Raw genomic sequence first — 16,341 nt, forward strand, 5'->3', positions numbered from 1 at the left:
GTCAGTTGGTCAGTCGGTCGATCACATTGCCCGAGCCCAGATCCTGCACCTCCGGGTTGCCGTCCAAGTAGTAGATCCTCACATTGGACCCCAGGGCCTTCACGCTGGCTACCTCGCGCACGTAGACGGTTACATCCGAGCCGGCGACATTCAAGTACGAGACGGTCTCCGCCGCGACCACTACTCCCGCTCCCGTGACGTTCAGGTTGTCCAACTCACCGACCAGGTTGTAGGTACGGTTCGAGTCGGCGATCCAGTAGTCGCCGGACCGTGTCTGCCGATCGCCGTTCTCAATGGCATCGAGCCAGCCGGGATCGGTGATGTCAGCATTGGCGACGGCCGCAGTCTGCTCTGGGGAGTCTTCGGCGCCCCGGCCGAGGCTGACTGAGCACGCGGCCAAAGAAAGGGACGCAGCGAGAACGGTTACTGGGACCAGGGGCTTGCCGGTGATGCGCACGGGTGCTCCTTACAGGAATCAGCAGTTGGGTACCGAAAGAGTACAGGCGGGTATACCCCATGGGCGTCGCTGCCGTGTCGCAACCCTGCGACACGGTGGTAAGCCAGATTCACGGTCCCCGGTCTGCGAGCTCCTGCACTCTGACGGCGTAAGAACCGGTGCTCGGGGGTTGGGGCGTCCGGTCCGCCGGGGCCATCCGCTCCGCCGGGCCATCCGCTCCGCCGGGCCATCCGCTCCGCCGGGCCATCCGCTCCGCCGGGGCCATCCGGTCCGCCGGGGCCATCCGCTCCGCCGGGGCCATCCGGTCCGCCGGGGCGTCCGGTCCGCCGGGGCCATCCGGTCGGCCGGGGTCGTCTGTGCGGTCGCGGCCGTGGTGCCGCGCCCGGCGGCTCCCGGCGACACGGGCGTCGTAGGAGGCTGCGCAGACAGCTGGAATCCTGCTGGCAAAGACGAGACGGGCTGTGAATGCCTACAAAGACCATCGTTTGACCTTCTCGCTCCCCTCAGGCCCAAACACCACCCGAATACCGCATAAATTCCCCCATGACGCGCCGTTCGCGCGACCACACAGCCGACCCAGCCCTAGAGTTTTTGGACAAACGTACTAGAAGTCGCCTCTTCCCCCTTCTCGGTTCACACAAACATTGGTACGCTTGTACCAATCGCGACGGGGCGACCGACCGCCCCGCACAGGCACGCAGGTGTGCTGAAGACGAATCTGGAGACACGACATGAAGTTTTCCGTCGCCTCGGAGATCGGCGAACTAGCAACGGTCATCCTTCATCGCCCCGGCAAGGAGATGAATCGACTCACCCCGGACAACAAGGACGAACTTCTGTTCGACGATGTGCTGTGGCTGGAGAGAGCGCAGCAGGATCACGACCAGTTCGCGGCGATCCTCAAGCAGCGCGGCGTAAACGTCCTCTACCTCCAAGATCTTCTCACAGACACCATCGAAGTTCCCGAGGCTAGGCAGTACCTGCTCGAAGGCGCGCTCACTGCCGACCACACGGGGTTCACGGCCGCCCCCACGGTGCGCCGATGGGCCGAAGAGGCCCCCGCCGAGGTGCTAGCAGAGGTGCTGATCGCTGGCATCACCAAGGCCGAGCTGCTGGAGCAGCTGCCCGGGGTCTCCTCCATGGTCATGTCCTCCATTGATGATGAGGACCTGCTGCTATCACCGCTGCCCAACCACCTGTTCACCAGGGACTCCTCCAGCTGGATCTACGACGGCGTCTCGGTCAACACCATGCGCCGTACCGCGCGCCGCCGCGAGACCCTCAATTACCGGGCCATCTACCGCTGGCATCCACTGTTCGCCAACGCCGATTTCCCCCTTTGGAACGACGGCACCCTTGGCCGGGAGATGAGCATTGAGGGTGGCGATATCCAGATCATCGGCAACGGCGCGGTCATGATCGGGATCTCCGAACGCACCTGCCCGCAGGGGGTGGAGCATCTGGCGGCCAAGCTCTTCGCCGGGGGTATTCGCGAGGTTGTTGCCGTGCGCATGCAGAAGTCACGCGCCCAGATGCACCTGGACACAATCATGACCATGGTGGACCGCGGCACCTTTACCAAGTACGCCGGTGCCGGCATGCTCCCCACCGTCACCCTGCGCCCGGGCGACAACCCCGATGAGATCGATGTGCGGGAGAACGCCCCCGAGCTCATGCACCAGGTGATCGCCGAGGCCCTCGGACTAGACGAGATCATCGTGCTGACCACGCCCCAGGACTCCCGCTCGGCGGCCCGTGAGCAGTGGGACGACGGCGCCAACTCCTTGGCCATCGCCCCCGGCACGATCATCGCCTATGAGCGCAATGTCAATACCAACAGGTACCTGACCAGCAAGGGGATCGAGGTACTGACCATTCCCGGCTCGGAGTTGGGGCGCGGCCGTGGCGGACCCCACTGCATGAGCTGCCCGATTCTGCGCAATCCCGTCGACTGACTCATCCGCGTTCAAAAACACATTAGGAGAACACCATGTCGCATCCTCTGTCCGGACGTTCCTTCCTCAAGGAGCTTGATTTTACGGCGTCGCAGTGGAGTATTTTGTTGAATTTGGCGGGTCAGTTGAAGGCTGATAAGCGGGCGGGCCGGGAGGTGCAGCGTCTTAAGGGCAAGAATATTGCTTTGTTGTTTGAGAAGACTTCTACGCGTACGCGGTGCGCGTTTGAGGTGGCTGCGGCTGATCAGGGTGCTAGTACCACGTATCTGGATCCGTCGGGTTCGCAGATGGGGCATAAGGAGTCGGTGGCTGACACTGCCCGGGTGTTGGGTCGGATGTTCGATGGGATTGAGTTCAGGGGCCGTAGCCAGGCCCATGTTCAGCAGTTGGCGGATCTGTCGGGGGTGCCGGTGTGGAACGGGCTGACCGATGACTGGCATCCCACCCAGGCCCTGGCCGACCAGTTGACCATGTTGGAGCACGCGGGTCGGCCTTTGAAGGAGATCTCCTTGGCCTATCTGGGGGACTGCCGCAACAATGTGGCCAACTCCCTGCTGGTCTCCGGGGCCTTGATGGGCATGGACGTGCGCCTGATCGGCCCTGCCGAGTTGCTGCCGGCCGATGAGGTGGTCACCTCCGCCCGTCGTCTGGCGGAGGAGTCCGGTGCCCGGATCACCATCGGCTCCGAGGTTGATGCCGGCGTGAAGGGCGTGGACTTCTTGTACACCGACGTGTGGGTGTCCATGGGCGAGCCGAAAGAGGTGTGGGATCAGCGCATCGCTCTACTCAAGCCCTACCAGGTCAACGCGACCCTGGTGCAGCGCACCGGCAACCCGGAGGTGAAGTTCCTGCACTGCCTGCCCGCCTTCCACGACCGCAACACCACCATCGGCCAGGACATCTACACCAAGACCGGTATGGACGGCCTGGAGGTCACCGACGAGGTGTTCGAGACCGACCGCAACATAGCCTTCGACCAGGCCGAAAACCGCATGCACACCATCAAGGCCGTCATGGTGGCCACCCTGGGCGACTGGGAGTGATACACCCATGAGAATCGTCGCAGCACTGGGAGGCAACGCCCTCATGCGCCGGGGAGAGCGCCCCGACGCACGCACCCAGATCACCAACGTCAAACGAGCCGCCAAAGCGCTGGCCGCACTGGCCGAGGAACACGAACTGATCATCACCCACGGCAACGGCCCCCAAGTAGGCACCCTCGCCCTACAGTCAGCCAACGACGAGCGCCTGTCCGAGCCCTACCCCTTCGACACCCTCGGCGCCCAAACCCAGGGCATGATCGGCTACTGGATCCTCCAGGCCATGCAAAACGCCCTACCCGGCCGCCACATCGCCTCACTGATCAGCCAGACCCTGGTCCTAGCCGGCGACCCGGCCTTCAACAACCCCACCAAATTCGTCGGCGAAGTCTACGACCAGCCCACCGCCCAGGCACTGGCCGCCGAACGCGGATGGACCGTCAAACCCGACGGCACCCACTGGCGCCGCGTAGTGCCCTCCCCCAAACCCCAACGCTTCATCGAAACCCGCATGGCCCGCACCCTCCTCCAAGCCGGCGCCATCGTCATCTGCTCCGGCGGAGGCGGCATACCAGTAATCCGCAACGCCCAAGGCAAACTAGAAGGAGTCGAAGCCGTCGTCGACAAAGACCTGACCGCCGCCGTACTGGCCGAACACCTCGAAGCCGACGCCCTACTCATCCTCACCGACGTCGACGGAGTAAGAACCGACTTCGGCACCCCCAACGAACAACGCATCGACCGCGCCACACCAGCATCCCTACGAGCCCTCAACCTACCCGCCGGCTCCATGGGCCCCAAAGTAGAAGCCGTATGCCGCTTCGTCGAACTCACCGGCGACATGGCCGCCATCGGCCGCCTGGAGGACACCACCGCAATCATCAACGGCACCGCCGGAACCATCATCACCCCCGGCGGCAACTACGGCCAACCCGAAGACATCCGCCCACCCACGCCGGGTCTCGTGCCCTCCTAACACCAGTAGCTCGAATGCTCCCGGATTCACACAGCCAAGGAGTGATGCCCGCCCGCAATCACTGAACCGCGAAGATCCGACCAATCGTCCGCAACCACCAAGCAGCAGACACACATTCACAAGGAAGTGACCACCATGACGAAGATCGTCAACTCATGGAACGACTTCGACCCGCTCAAGCACGTCATCGTCGGACGTGCCGAGCACTCCGTGATTCCGCCCGAGGAGCCCGCCACCTCGGAGAAGGTGCCGATCGACTCCGAGATGCGCGGCATGTGGGGGCCCCGGCCCCTGGAGACCGTGGAGAAGGCGGCCGTCCAGCTCGACTTCCTCGCCAAGACTCTCGAGGAGCACGGCGTCAAGGTGGACCGGCCCACCCCGTTGCAGTGGAACCAGCACATCCAGACGCCCGACTTCCGCAACGACTCGATGATGACCTGTATGCCGCCTCGCGACATCCTGCTCACCATCGGCAACGAGATCATGGCCTCCGCCAACTCCTTCCGCTGCCGGTACTTCGAGTACCTGGCCTACTGGCCGCTCATGAAGCAGTACTTCGACGAGGACCCGGAGTTCAAGTGGACCCAGGCCCCTCGCCCCCGTCTGACGGACAAGTCCTACAAGCACAACTACTACGACGAGAAGATCTCCCTGGAGGAGCGCCTCGTACGTACCGCGAACAAGGACTTCGTCACCACCGAGGTCGAGCCTATGTGGGACGCCGCCGACGTGCTGCGCCTGGGCAAGGACCTGTTCATCCAGCACGGTCTGACCACCAACCGCACGGCAATGGAGTGGTTCAAGCGCTACTACCCGGACCTGCGCGTACACGCGGTCAACTTCCCGGGTGACCCCTACCCGATCCACATCGACGCGACCTTCGTGCCGCTGCGGCCGGGCCTGATCATCAACAACCCGCACCGCCGCCTGCCTGAGGAGCAGCGCAAGATCTTCGAGGCCAACGACTGGCAGATCGTCGACGCCGCCCAGCCGGCGCACGACACGCCGCCGCCGCTGTGCTACTCCTCGGTGTGGCTGTCCATGAACTGCCTGGTGCTCGACCACAAGACGGTCATCTGCGAGGCCTCCGAGGTCCACCAGATGGAGCAGATGGACAAGCTCGGGATGAACGTCATCCCGGTGCCCTTCCGCGACGCCTACCCCTTCGGCGGTGCCCTGCACTGTGCGACGGCGGACGTCTACCGCGAGGGCGGCTGCGAGGACTACTTCCCGAACCAGGTCGAAGACCCCACGCTGGTCTGATGCCCACGTTCTGAGGAGCGGAGCACAACGCCAGGATCACTACGGGACTCGCCTCCCGGCTGCCCGGGCAACCGGGAGGCGAGTCCCGTCCGCGGACACTTGGCCCCGCGGCAATTCACCTTACGGATACGAGATGGCTGCGTGTGTGCCGCCCCTCAACACCGCATCCGGCGTCCTCATCATCCTGAGTGAAACCGGTGAAGAAAGTCAGCACTACAAAGGAGTAGCACCTTGAACGAACGTTCAAAGTACAAGCTCAAGGGTTTCGGCTTCATGTTCCTCTCCTCCTCGCTGATGGGCGGAATTGGAGCGTTTGCTCGCTACATCAACGCCCCGGGGGACTTCATTGCCTTCTGGCGCTCATTCGCCGGATTCCTCGGCATGACCATCATATTCTTGGCCATCGGTGGTTTTCGCAAGGTACGCGCCACCAGATTCTCCCCCGCCATGCTGTTCTCGGGAATATTTCTCGGGCTGCTTTCAGCACTGTATGTGATAGCCACTCAGTACACAACCCTCGCAAACGCGTCGTTCCTGATCTACACGGGCCCGATCTACTCGACGGTACTGGCAACGATCTTCCTTAAGGAGCCCTTCAAGCCAGCAATGCTGGCATCGCTCGCCTCCGTCGTAATCGGCACCCTGCTCATCGTAGAGATCGTCTCAGAAGATGGTATCGGATTAGATCTGGACCCCCAGTACATGACCGGGAACATCATCGCCCTGACCTCGGGAGTCGCATACGGGCTATATCTATTCGTCTCACGCTATCGCGAGGACTGCGACTCCAACGTCCGCGCCTGGTACAACTTCTTGTTCGCCGCCTCCACGATCGCCATCATGGTGGCCTTCCGCTGGAGCTCCTTCGTCTATCCGGTGCGCGAGTCCGTCGACGGCGTGCCAACCACAACCGTGGACGCCGACGGAAAACCGGTCAGCGCACCCTGGAACCTGCTGGAGATGGACGGCCGCTCCTGGGCAGTGCTCCTGGTAGCCGCCGTCATGACCGGATTCGGCGCCTTCTACTTCCTCACGGTGGCCTCGAAGATGCTACTGGCTGGAGAGCTGGCCACCATCTCCTATCAAGAGACCATCATGGCCTCGATCCTCGGGTTCATTCTCTTCCACGAGCACCTCTCCGGACTGCAATTCGTGGGCGGTGCACTGATCATCGCTGGCGGCCTGTCCCAGGTACTCTTCTCCACCCGAGGTGCGGCCAATCCACCGAACACCGAGGCTGAGACTACTCCAGCCGAGCACGAGAAAGCGCTAGTCTGATGAAGCAGACCGTCCTCATGAAGGAGATGGATGCCTTCACCTACCGTGAACGCGTCGCCTCCAACCCGATCGTCATCATTCCGGTCGGATCGCTCGAACAGCACGGCCCCCACATGCCCCTGTGCGTGGACGAGCTGCTCTCAACCGACATGGCTACCGCCGTCGCAGAACGGATAGACGCCGTCGTCGGTCCTACCATCACCTTTGGCTACAAGTCCCAGCAACGCTCGGGCGGGGGCTATCACCTGGCGGGCACCGTCAGCATGACGGGCAAGACCTTCATAGACCTCGCCAAAGAGATCACCCTGGAACTGGCCGAGCACGGAGTGCGTAAGTTCGTTTTCTGCAACGGCCACTACGAGAACTACCAGTTCCTTTTCGAAGGCGTCGACCTGGCGGTCCGCGAACTACGGCTACACGGCATCGAGATCACCTGTCAGCTCATCTCCTACTGGGATTTCGTCGATGATGCGACCATCGATCGACTCTACCCCGAGGGCTTCACAGGCTGGGATCTTGAACACGGCGGAGTCCTGGAGACTTCCCTGATGCTCCTGCTTCACCCCGAGCTGGTTGACATGGACCGAGTGTCCGACGATCCTCCCGCCGTGCTGCCCAACTATGACGTCCTTCCCATCAAACCGGAGTTGACCCCGCCGTCGGGATGCCTGTCCTCGGCTCGAAACGCCACTTTGGAGAAGGGACGCATCCTACTGGACACCGCCGCGGACGGCATCGTCGAGGCTATTCATCATGAGTTCTGAGGACGGCCCCAGCGTCATCGGCTCCGATGAGGAGCGGGAGGACTCCGCCTCGATCAGCGCCGAAACCCGGCGCCGCGATGACAACGGCATCCGGATCGCGGCGGTCACCGTTGTTGTCCTCCTGGCGCTGGGCGCCGTCCTATTCCGGGAACAGGCCTCAAAGGTCATTGACACCGCCCGCACTTTCGTCACCGAGTACTTCTCATGGTACTTCGTCGTCTTCTCGGGGCTCGCCCTTGTTTTCGTCCTAGCCATCGCCTTCTCACGCGATGGTTCCATCAGATTGGGCGGCCCGAAGGCGAAAACCGAGTATGGGCGCTTCGCCTGGTACTCGATGCTCTTCGCCTCCGGGCAGGGCATAGGCCTCATCTTCTGGTCCGTGGCCGAGCCCGTGCTCCTCAAAACCGACGACCCCCTCGCCGGTTCCCATCCGGGAAACGCCGACGCGGCATCACTGTCATGGGGCTACTTCCACTGGGGGCTGACCGCCTGGGCAATCTACTGCGTGGTCGCACTGTGCATCGCCTACTCGACATACAACTGCGCGCAACAAGCCACGTTCCGGGGCGCTTGTGAGGATCTGTTCCCTGCACGCCACCGACGCCGTATCGGATTGGCGGTCGAGCTATTCGCGATCCTAGCAACGATCCTGGGACTGTCCACATCCTTTGGCTTCGCCTCCCTGCAATTGTCCTCGGGGCTGTCTGCGTTGCTGGGCATCGAGATCTCTACCCCCGGCAAGGTTGCCGTCATCGCCACAATGGGCGCGGTCACCGCGGTCTCGGTCTACTTCGGGGTCAACCGCGGAATGCGGCTCATCTCGGAGCTCAACTCCCTGCTGTCCGTTGCGCTCGTCTTCCTCACCCTGGTCTTCGGCCCAACGATGTACATCCTGCACATCGTGCCGCAGTCGGTCGGCGAGTTCATCGACCGATTCGTCGCCATGTCGGTCTACTCCGAACCAGAGGTCCTGGGCTCTGGGATCAATGCCTGGCACGAATCATGGAACGGGCAGTGGACCACCTTCATCTGGTGCTGGTGCATCGCCTTCTCTCCCTTCGTCGCCTCCTTCATCGCCTCGATCTCCAAGGGACGCACCCTCAGGGAGTTCGTACTCGGAGTGCTCGGTGTCCCCACTCTTATTGTCATGATATGGATCGGCATCATCGGGGGCACCGCCCTGCGGTACGACACCGAGTCGGACGGCGCCGTCCGCCACTCCCTGGATGCGGACATCTCGGCCGGGCTCTTCGCGGCACTCAACTTCGTGCCGCTCATCGGAGGCCTACTGATCCTAGTGGCCACGGTGCTAGTGGGAACATACTTCGTGACCTCCTTAGACTCAGGGGTGCATGCGCTGTCTGGATTCGTTTCCATGGGCGCAAAGGCCTCCCCCAGATTTCGAGTCATACTCGCAGTGCTCATCTCCGTGCTGGCGATCGCACTTCTGACGCTGGGCGGCGGCAGCGCGTTGACCACGATTCAGACGGGCACCATTGTCGGCGCACTGCCATTCAGCGCCATCATTCTACTCATGATGGCGAACATAGTTCGCAGACTGCGTAGACGCCATAGCACGGAAACGGATGTGCTTCACAGCACCGAGGCCACTTGATCCCAGTCCGAATCTACAACGACTACATTCCCCTATTAATAGTTAGCAGCTCTCCAGCAAGTCAGTGCCAGTAGACGACACATCAAGGCCAAATCATGTCAACACCCATCCACCAGATCGACGACGCCGGGAGGCGCGCGGTCCGACGCGCGGCCGGCGCCTCGTTCATCGGCAACTTCATCGAATGGTTCGACTACGCCTCCTACGGCTACCTGGCCGTAGTGATCGGCGAAGTCTTCTTCCCAGACTCCGATCCGACTACGCGTCTGCTGTCAGCCTTCGCGGTATTCGCCATGTCATTCATTCTGCGCCCCATCGGAGCGATCATCTGGGGCGCCTGGGGCGATCGCAAAGGCCGCAAGTGGGCCTTGAGCTGGTCGATCCTCATCATGTCCGCCTCCACCGTGATCGTGGGCTGCCTGCCCGGATACGACCGGATCGGCATATGGGGCGCCATAGCGCTGCTCCTGGCCCGCATGGCCCAGGGCTTCTCCGCCTCAGGCGAGTACGCCGGCGCCGCCACCTTCTTGGCGGAGTACGCGCCACCTGCACGCCGGGGCATCTACGTCTCCCTGGTGCCGGCCTCGACTGCCGCAGGCCTGTTGGTGGGCTCCCTATCGGTCTCTGCACTGTTCGCCGCGCTGGACCACGACTCCATGCTGGCCTGGGGCTGGCGCATCCCCTTCCTCGTGGCCGGACCGCTGGGACTCATCGGCCGTTACATTCGTACCCACCTGGAGGACTCTCCGGCCTACACGCAGCTACGTAACCGGTTGGAAAGCCAGCAGAAGGCGGCGGCGCGTGAGCAAGGGGGCGGCACGCCGTCGTCGGGCATCGAACCCCTGCGCAAGCTGCTGCGGCACCACCGCGGAGCAGTGCTGACCGGCTTCGGTGTGTCATGTCTGAACGCTGTTGCCTTCTACCTGCTGTTGAGCTACATGCCCAGCTTCGTCAGCACCGAGCTGGGATTCCCAGAGACTCAGGCCACATTGGCCACATCCGTGACGCTGGCCCTTTACATCGCGCTGATCATGGTCATGGGCCACATCTCAGACCTAATTGGTCGAAAGCGCATCATGATCATCGCCGCTGTCGCCTTCGTCGCGGGAACCATACCGGTCTTCCACATCATGACGCACGCCTCACTACTGGCACTGATCGGTTGCGAGTTGCTCTTTGCGCTGATGCTCACCCTGAACGACGGCACACTGGCATCCTTCCTTGCCGAGCTGTTCCCCACCGACGTGCGCTACTCGGGCTTCGCCCTGTCCTTCAACATGGCCAACACCCTGCTGGGCGGCACCTCACCGTTCATCGCCACCTGGCTGATCAAGCTCACCGGCACACCGATCGCCCCGGCTTACCTGCTCACCGCCGTCGCCGCTCTAGCGCTGGTGGCGCTCGTCGCTTCTCAAGTGCATCTGCGCTCCGACCTCACCTCCGAGTCCGGCACCGCCACCCAGGAGCCGACAACCGCAAGGTGAGACCAACAGGCCGAACTCTCGTTCGGGCGTTAACATCGCCCCATTGTGAGTACCGATGCTCCCAGGACCCCTGCAACGCCCAAGGGCGAGGCACGACGTCGCTCCATCATCGACGCCGCTGCCGCGATCATCCGTGAATCCGGACCGAGCGCCGTAACCCATCGTGGTGTGGCGGAACGAGCCGACTGCTCTCTCTCCGCCACCACGTACTACTTCTCCGGCCTGGATGACCTCCTTTATGAGGCTGGGCGGGTGAACATCGCCCTGTGGGCCGAACGTGCCGAACGGGTCGCCAAGAAGGTCGAGGGACTGGATCACTCCCCCTCCCTGGAGGAGGTCGTCGAGCTCCTGCTTTCGGCCACCCTGCCCGACGCCGGTCCCTACCTGGGCCATTACATGCAGCTGATCTCAGCAAACGCCTCCGCACCTGTCGGCCGCGCCTACGGCGAGGGGCGTAACCGCCTGAACGCCGCCGTCAACCGCGTGGTCAACGGCCTTGGGCTGTACCTGACAGCCGAAACCGTCATCGCCACCGTCGACGGCGCCGCGGTGACCGCACTCAGCGAGCACCGCGACGTACGCAACACCGCGCTGGCTCTGCTGCGGCGCCTGGTGCAGTTGTCGGAGCTGAGTTTCACCGCACTGACCAACACCACCCCGGAAGAGTTCCGTACCCGCACCACCCGTGAGATGCCCCTCCCAACCCGATACTTCGACGAGCCGACCTCAACATACGACTCTCCGAAGGACTCACAACCGTAGCCCCCGCGGCCGCATCGCCCACCGGCGACATTCATTGAGACGACGAGGCTCCCCGGCGGAGCAGAAGCCCGGGTGAATCCGGCATTTCTTCGTCATAGGATCAAACGATCGACTCTTAAGCATCGCATGATACCCTCCGCAGTCGCGAGTTCACAGCTCGCGCCGACACGCGAACCAAAAAGCGGTCGGATCACACCAAGCCCCACAAGGGCGCCACACGATCTAGTCGGAAGCATCAGATCCGACAGGGAGGCGATATGCCGAGAACCAAGACAGCACGTACCGCGCTGAAGTGCGCCGTCGTCTACATCCTCGCCATGGGGATCGCGAACCTGACCGTTCGCCACCTCTTCAACACCAGCTACAACGACCCGGGCTACGCGAAGGCCATGCTGCCATTCTTCTGCCTGCTGGCCCTGGGCGCGGTCTTCTGCTTCCTCGCCCTGCGAAAGCAGCTGCCCGCTCCCACCGGTCCGAAGAGCTACACGCTCTTCCTGGTGATCTTCGTTCCGGTCATTGGTATGACCGCTTACTACTTGGCGACGAACGGGGAGCTGAGCGCCGCCTTCATGACCCCGCTCGCCGTGGCGCTGCTGGTCGGGATCGCGGAGGAGCTGATCTTCCGCCGCATCCTGTACGTCGGCTATCTGGGTGAGCCGAACGGCAACCGCATCAATGGTGCCCTGCTGGTCTCCGCCACCATGTTCAGTCTGCTTCACGCGGTCAACATTCTTGCGGGTCAGCCCCTGACCGGGACCCTGTCGCAACTGGTGTCCACCTTCATCGCCGGGTTGTTCTACGCGATCATGTACGACTACACCAAGAGCATCGGCCTGCTGATAACCGCCCACTTCCTGTGGGACTACATCCTTCTGAGTGATGCGCCGGTGAAGTATCCGGCCATCAGCATCGCGATGGGCGCGCTCACCGCGATTGAATTCGTCATCACGCTCGTCCTCATCCTGAAGAGGCGGAAGCAGGAGGCAGTCGCCCCCTCTCAGAGCGCCTGACGGCGTCTAACAAGTCAAGGCGTCGGTTAGGCGGGAGTACGCCGCGGCGCTCACGTTGCAGCCTGTGGCCCAGTTGGGCCACAGGCTGCCGCATTACTCGATGGCTACCCAACTCATGCCGCTTTTCATGACAGCCCACCCGAATTGGACCACCTGGCTGCGGTTGGACCACCTGGCTGCGCTTGGACCGTCTGAGAGTGCGTTTCAGGCAGTCCAACGGCAGGCAGGTGGTCCAGGCCTTCCGGTCAGCATCGTTGGCGGCGTCCGGAACCTACCCACCACGCCAGGACAGTAGGCCAGCACCTGAGAGCCAAAGTGTCCAGAATCGGCACAAACACCCCGCCCCGCCCAGCACACACCCTCAAATTCGTTGAAACCATGCGGACCTGGTAGGCGACGCCGGACGGAGGAACACCGTTCATGCCGAATCCGTACACTCCCCCACCCCACCAGCCCCACCAACCGAACTCGATCGTCATATCTACCGAACTCGATGGTTATATCTACCGAACTCGGCGAACAGAGCCTCGAAGCAGAAGAGCCCGTTAACCAGGAAGGCGGCTTCAGCCGCTCGTTTTACGGGTGGTCGACTTCCGCGTGGTCGACTTCCGTGTGGTTGTCTTCTTCGCACTCGAGCTCTTGCTCGCGGTCTTACGGGCGGTGCGCTTCTTGGCCGGGCCCTTGGCACGCTTCTCCGCCAGGAGTTCATAGGCGCGCTCGGGGGTGACGGTGGCCGGATCATCGTCGCGGCGCAGCGTCACGTTAGTCTCCCCGTCGGTGAAGTAGGGGCCGAAGCGGCCGTCCTTGATCACCACGGGCCGGCCGGTGGCCGGATCGGTGCCGAGTTCACGCAGGGGCGCCCGGGAGGCGGCCTGACCGCGACGACGCTTCGGCTGGGCGAACAGCTCCAGCGCCTGCTCCACAGTCACCGTGAACAGCTGCTCCTCGCTCTCCAAGGAACGCGAGTCCGTCCCCTTCTTCAGGTACGGTCCGTAGCGACCGTTCTGCGCGGTGATGTCGACGCCGTCGGCGTCCTGGCCGACCACCCGTGGCAGGCTCAGCAGGTCGAGGGCCTGCTCCAGGGTGACGGTGGCCAGGTCCATGGACTTCAAAAGCGACGCCGTGCGCGGCTTGGGCCCCTTCCTGGACCGTCGGGAGGCCGACTTCGACTTGGCGGAGGACTCCTGCGCGGGCTCCGTCCCGGCGGCGTCGGCGGCAGTATCCGGCTCGGGCAGGATCTCGGTGACGTAGGGGCCGTAACGGCCATCCTTGGCGACAATGGTGTGCCCGGTGGAGGGATCGACGCCGAGTTCGCGGCCGTCGTCGGCGGCACGGGCGAACAACTCCCGCGCCTTGGCCACCGTCAACTCATCGGGTGCCAGATCACCGGGAACGTTGGCACGTTTGCCCTCGGCGTCCTCCAGGTAGGGGCCGTAACGGCCCACACGCAAAGTGATGCCCTCACCAATGTCAATGGAGTTGATGGCGCGGGCGTCGATCTCGCCCAAGCCGTCAACCAGGGCCTTCAGCCCCTGGCTCTGCCCCGCGCCGATCCCCGCTGCGGACGCCGAACCGGACGGTGCGGCATCACCGGCCCCAGCGCCGGCCTGCCCCTGCGGCCCGTAATAGAAGTGTGTGAGCCAGCCGACCCGGTCCTCCTCACCGGCGGCGATGCGGTCCAGGTCGGCCTCCATGGAGGCGGTAAAGTCGTAGTCGACCAGCTCACTGAAGTTCTCCTCCAGCAGGCGGGTGACGGCGAAGGCCAGCCAGGTGGGCACCAGCGCCTGGCCCCGGTGCTCCACGTAGCCGCGGTCGGAGATGGTGGACATGATGGAGGCGTAGGTGGACGGGCGGCCGATCTCCCGCTCCTCCAGTGCCTTGACCAGGGAGGCCTCGGTGTAGCGAGGCGGCGGGGTGGTCTCATGCCCAGCCGCCTCGGCGGCTAGTGCGCACAGCTCCTGACCAGCGATCATGGCGGGCAGGCGCACCTCCCGGTCCTTGCCCGCCTTCGCAGCCCCTCCCGCTGCTGGGCTACTCCCCGAGCCCTCGCCCGAGGCACCGGCATCGCCGCCCGCCACCGCAGGAGTGTTCTCCGACTCGTAGCGCTCGGCATCCCGTCCCTCTTCGTAGGCGGCCAGGAAGCCGCGGAAGGTGATGACGGTTCCCGAGGCACTCAAGGAGGCAGTGCTGAAGGTGATGCCGGCGTCGCGGGAGCCCCCGTCGGCCGGCCGCAGCGGCACATCCACACGTACCGTCGCCGTGGAGCCGGTGGCGTCGGCCATCTGGGAGGCGACAGTGCGCCGCCAGATGAGCTCATACAGGCGGAACTGGGCGCCGGTGAGCCGTCCCGAGACCTGCGCGGGGGTGCGGAAGTGGTCGCCGGCGGGGCGGATCGCCTCGTGCGCCTCCTGGGCGCCCTTAGTCTTGTTGGCGTATACGCGCGGTTTCGGCGCCACGTACTGCGCGCCATACAGTTCGGCCACCTGGGCGCGGGCGGCGGCGACCGCCTGCCCGGACAGCACCGTGGAGTCGGTGCGCATGTAGGTAATGAAGCCGTTCTCATACAGCGCCTGCGCCACCCGCATGGTTTCGCGCGGGTTCATGCGCAGCTTGCGGCTGGCCTCCTGCTGCAAAGTGGAGGTGGTGAAGGGGGCGGCCGGGCGCCGCCGGTAGGGCTTGTCCTCCACCTCGGCCACGCGCGGCACCGCCCGGGTGATCGCCTCGGCGACGGCGCGGGCGGCCCCCTCGTGCAGATGGACAGTGCCGGCCTTGACGGCGGCAGGGCGCAGCGCACCGGCGTCGGTGAAGTCCCGGCCGGTGGCCACGCGCCGTCCGTCCAGTGCGGTCAGGCGGGCGGTGAAGGAGGCCTCCGGCGCCCCGGCGGGGGGACGCAAGGAACTTCCGGCTGCCAGATCGGTGGACAGCTGCGCCTGAACACCCCAGTAGCCGGCAACCTTGAAGGCCATACGCTCGCGCTCGCGCTCGACCACCAGCCGGGTGGCCACCGACTGCACGCGTCCGGCTGACAGGCCGGCACGCACCTTGCGCCACAGCACCGGGCTGACCTCGTAACCGACCAGGCGGTCCAGGATGCGACGGGTCTCTTGAGCGTCCACCCGGTGGGTGTCCAGGTCGCGAGTGTTGCCCAGGGCGCGGGTGACCGCCTCCTTGGTGATCTCGGTGAAGGTCATGCGTTTGACAGGCACCTTCGGTTTGAGCACCTCCAGCAGATGCCAGGCGATGGCCTCACCCTCACGGTCGTCATCGGTTGCCAGGTATAACTCGTCAGCGTCCTTCAGGGCCTTGCGCAGCTGCGTGACCGTCTTCTTCTTATCCGGGTTGACCACGTAGTAGGGCTTGAAACCGCCCTCAACGTCAACGGCGAACTTCCCGTACGGACCCTTCTTCTCGGCTGCGGGCAGCTCGGAGGGCTGGGCGAGGTCGCGGATATGGCCGACCGAGGCCTCGACGTCGAAGTCCTTGCCCAGGTATCCGGCAATGGAGCGGACCTTATTGGGGGACTCGACGATGACGAGCTTGGTAGACACAGGCGACCTTTCTCACGAAGACCACAGACATCAATAGAATCAATAGGTCAGACCTACCGTCACTGCCCCACGGATGTGACGACGGGAGCCGGCTAGGACCCGCCCACGGGTGAGCGTAACCTACCGCAGTCGAAGACGGCACGGTGGAATCGACCACCTACCGGACTCACGACGACTCACGACAACTCA

The 16,341-nt window shown here is 63.8% G+C and carries 12 protein-coding genes; 10 read left to right on the forward strand and 2 right to left on the reverse strand.

What is annotated here, in order from left to right:
• Nucleotide 1: 1 nt before the first annotated feature.
• On the reverse strand, nucleotides 2–457 hold the full coding sequence (locus CWT10_RS14285; protein ID WP_103062105.1) for a DUF3060 domain-containing protein: 456 nt from the start codon (nucleotides 455–457) through the stop codon (nucleotides 2–4).
• A 731-nt stretch (nucleotides 458–1,188) separates the two neighbouring features.
• On the opposite strand from CWT10_RS14285, the gene CWT10_RS14295 reads away from it, so the two are divergent.
• From CWT10_RS14295 to CWT10_RS14340, 10 genes are all read left to right on the forward strand, one after another.
• A complete protein-coding gene (locus tag CWT10_RS14295; RefSeq protein ID WP_103062106.1) occupies nucleotides 1,189–2,412 on the forward strand; it encodes an arginine deiminase in 1,224 nt (407 codons plus the stop codon).
• Nucleotides 2,413–2,447: 35 nt separating this feature from the next.
• Nucleotides 2,448–3,455, forward strand: coding sequence for an ornithine carbamoyltransferase (argF, locus tag CWT10_RS14300; RefSeq protein WP_128683539.1), 1,008 nt, complete (start codon nucleotides 2,448–2,450; stop codon nucleotides 3,453–3,455).
• A gap of 7 nt (nucleotides 3,456–3,462) precedes the next feature.
• Nucleotides 3,463–4,428 (forward strand): carbamate kinase, encoded by a 966-nt coding sequence (arcC, locus tag CWT10_RS14305; protein ID WP_128683541.1) that lies wholly within the window; start codon nucleotides 3,463–3,465, stop codon nucleotides 4,426–4,428.
• 135 nt (nucleotides 4,429–4,563) lie between these two features.
• Nucleotides 4,564–5,691 carry a serine/threonine protein kinase gene (locus tag CWT10_RS14310; RefSeq protein ID WP_103063024.1) on the forward strand — a complete coding sequence of 376 codons (1,128 nt, stop codon included), beginning with the start codon at nucleotides 4,564–4,566 and terminating at the stop codon, nucleotides 5,689–5,691.
• 231 nt (nucleotides 5,692–5,922) lie between these two features.
• Complete coding sequence (locus tag CWT10_RS14315) at nucleotides 5,923–6,969, forward strand: DMT family transporter (RefSeq protein ID WP_233188138.1); 1,047 nt, start codon at nucleotides 5,923–5,925, stop codon at nucleotides 6,967–6,969.
• On the forward strand, nucleotides 6,969–7,733 hold the full coding sequence (locus CWT10_RS14320; RefSeq protein ID WP_103063023.1) for a creatininase: 765 nt from the start codon (nucleotides 6,969–6,971) through the stop codon (nucleotides 7,731–7,733). The genes CWT10_RS14315 and CWT10_RS14320 overlap by 1 nt, the downstream gene beginning before the upstream one ends.
• Nucleotides 7,723–9,348: a BCCT family transporter gene (locus tag CWT10_RS14325; protein WP_103063022.1), complete on the forward strand. Its 1,626-nt coding sequence runs from the start codon at nucleotides 7,723–7,725 to the stop codon at nucleotides 9,346–9,348. Before CWT10_RS14320 ends, CWT10_RS14325 begins: the two co-directional genes overlap by 11 nt.
• A gap of 95 nt (nucleotides 9,349–9,443) precedes the next feature.
• Complete coding sequence (locus tag CWT10_RS14330; protein ID WP_103063021.1) at nucleotides 9,444–10,832, forward strand: MFS transporter; 1,389 nt, start codon at nucleotides 9,444–9,446, stop codon at nucleotides 10,830–10,832.
• 45 nt (nucleotides 10,833–10,877) lie between these two features.
• Nucleotides 10,878–11,594 carry a TetR/AcrR family transcriptional regulator gene (locus CWT10_RS14335; RefSeq protein WP_233188137.1) on the forward strand — a complete coding sequence of 239 codons (717 nt, stop codon included), beginning with the start codon at nucleotides 10,878–10,880 and terminating at the stop codon, nucleotides 11,592–11,594.
• A gap of 257 nt (nucleotides 11,595–11,851) precedes the next feature.
• Nucleotides 11,852–12,604, forward strand: coding sequence for a CPBP family intramembrane glutamic endopeptidase (locus tag CWT10_RS14340; protein ID WP_103063019.1), 753 nt, complete (start codon nucleotides 11,852–11,854; stop codon nucleotides 12,602–12,604).
• A 563-nt stretch (nucleotides 12,605–13,167) separates the two neighbouring features.
• Here the strand turns inward: CWT10_RS14340 and topA are convergent.
• Nucleotides 13,168–16,152: a type I DNA topoisomerase gene (topA, locus tag CWT10_RS14345; protein ID WP_103063018.1), complete on the reverse strand. Its 2,985-nt coding sequence runs from the start codon at nucleotides 16,150–16,152 to the stop codon at nucleotides 13,168–13,170.
• Nucleotides 16,153–16,341: the final 189 nt, after the last annotated feature.

The organism is Actinomyces qiguomingii (assembly GCF_004102025.1).
In the GTDB taxonomy this organism is placed as follows: Bacteria; Actinomycetota; Actinomycetes; order Actinomycetales; family Actinomycetaceae; genus Actinomyces; species Actinomyces qiguomingii.

Excerpts from the sequence above, each read along its gene's own strand:
- CWT10_RS14310 (WP_103063024.1), top strand. The coding sequence starts at position 4,564 with ATGACGAAGATCGTCAACTCATGGAACGACTTCGACCCGCTCAAGCAC.
- arcC (WP_128683541.1), top strand. The coding sequence starts at position 3,463 with ATGAGAATCGTCGCAGCACTGGGAGGCAACGCCCTCATGCGCCGGGGA.
- CWT10_RS14330 (WP_103063021.1), top strand. The coding sequence starts at position 9,444 with ATGTCAACACCCATCCACCAGATCGACGACGCCGGGAGGCGCGCGGTC.
- CWT10_RS14295 (WP_103062106.1), top strand. The coding sequence starts at position 1,189 with ATGAAGTTTTCCGTCGCCTCGGAGATCGGCGAACTAGCAACGGTCATC.
- CWT10_RS14340 (WP_103063019.1), top strand. The coding sequence starts at position 11,852 with ATGCCGAGAACCAAGACAGCACGTACCGCGCTGAAGTGCGCCGTCGTC.
- argF (WP_128683539.1), top strand. The coding sequence starts at position 2,448 with ATGTCGCATCCTCTGTCCGGACGTTCCTTCCTCAAGGAGCTTGATTTT.
- CWT10_RS14320 (WP_103063023.1), top strand. The coding sequence starts at position 6,969 with ATGAAGCAGACCGTCCTCATGAAGGAGATGGATGCCTTCACCTACCGT.
- CWT10_RS14325 (WP_103063022.1), top strand. The coding sequence starts at position 7,723 with ATGAGTTCTGAGGACGGCCCCAGCGTCATCGGCTCCGATGAGGAGCGG.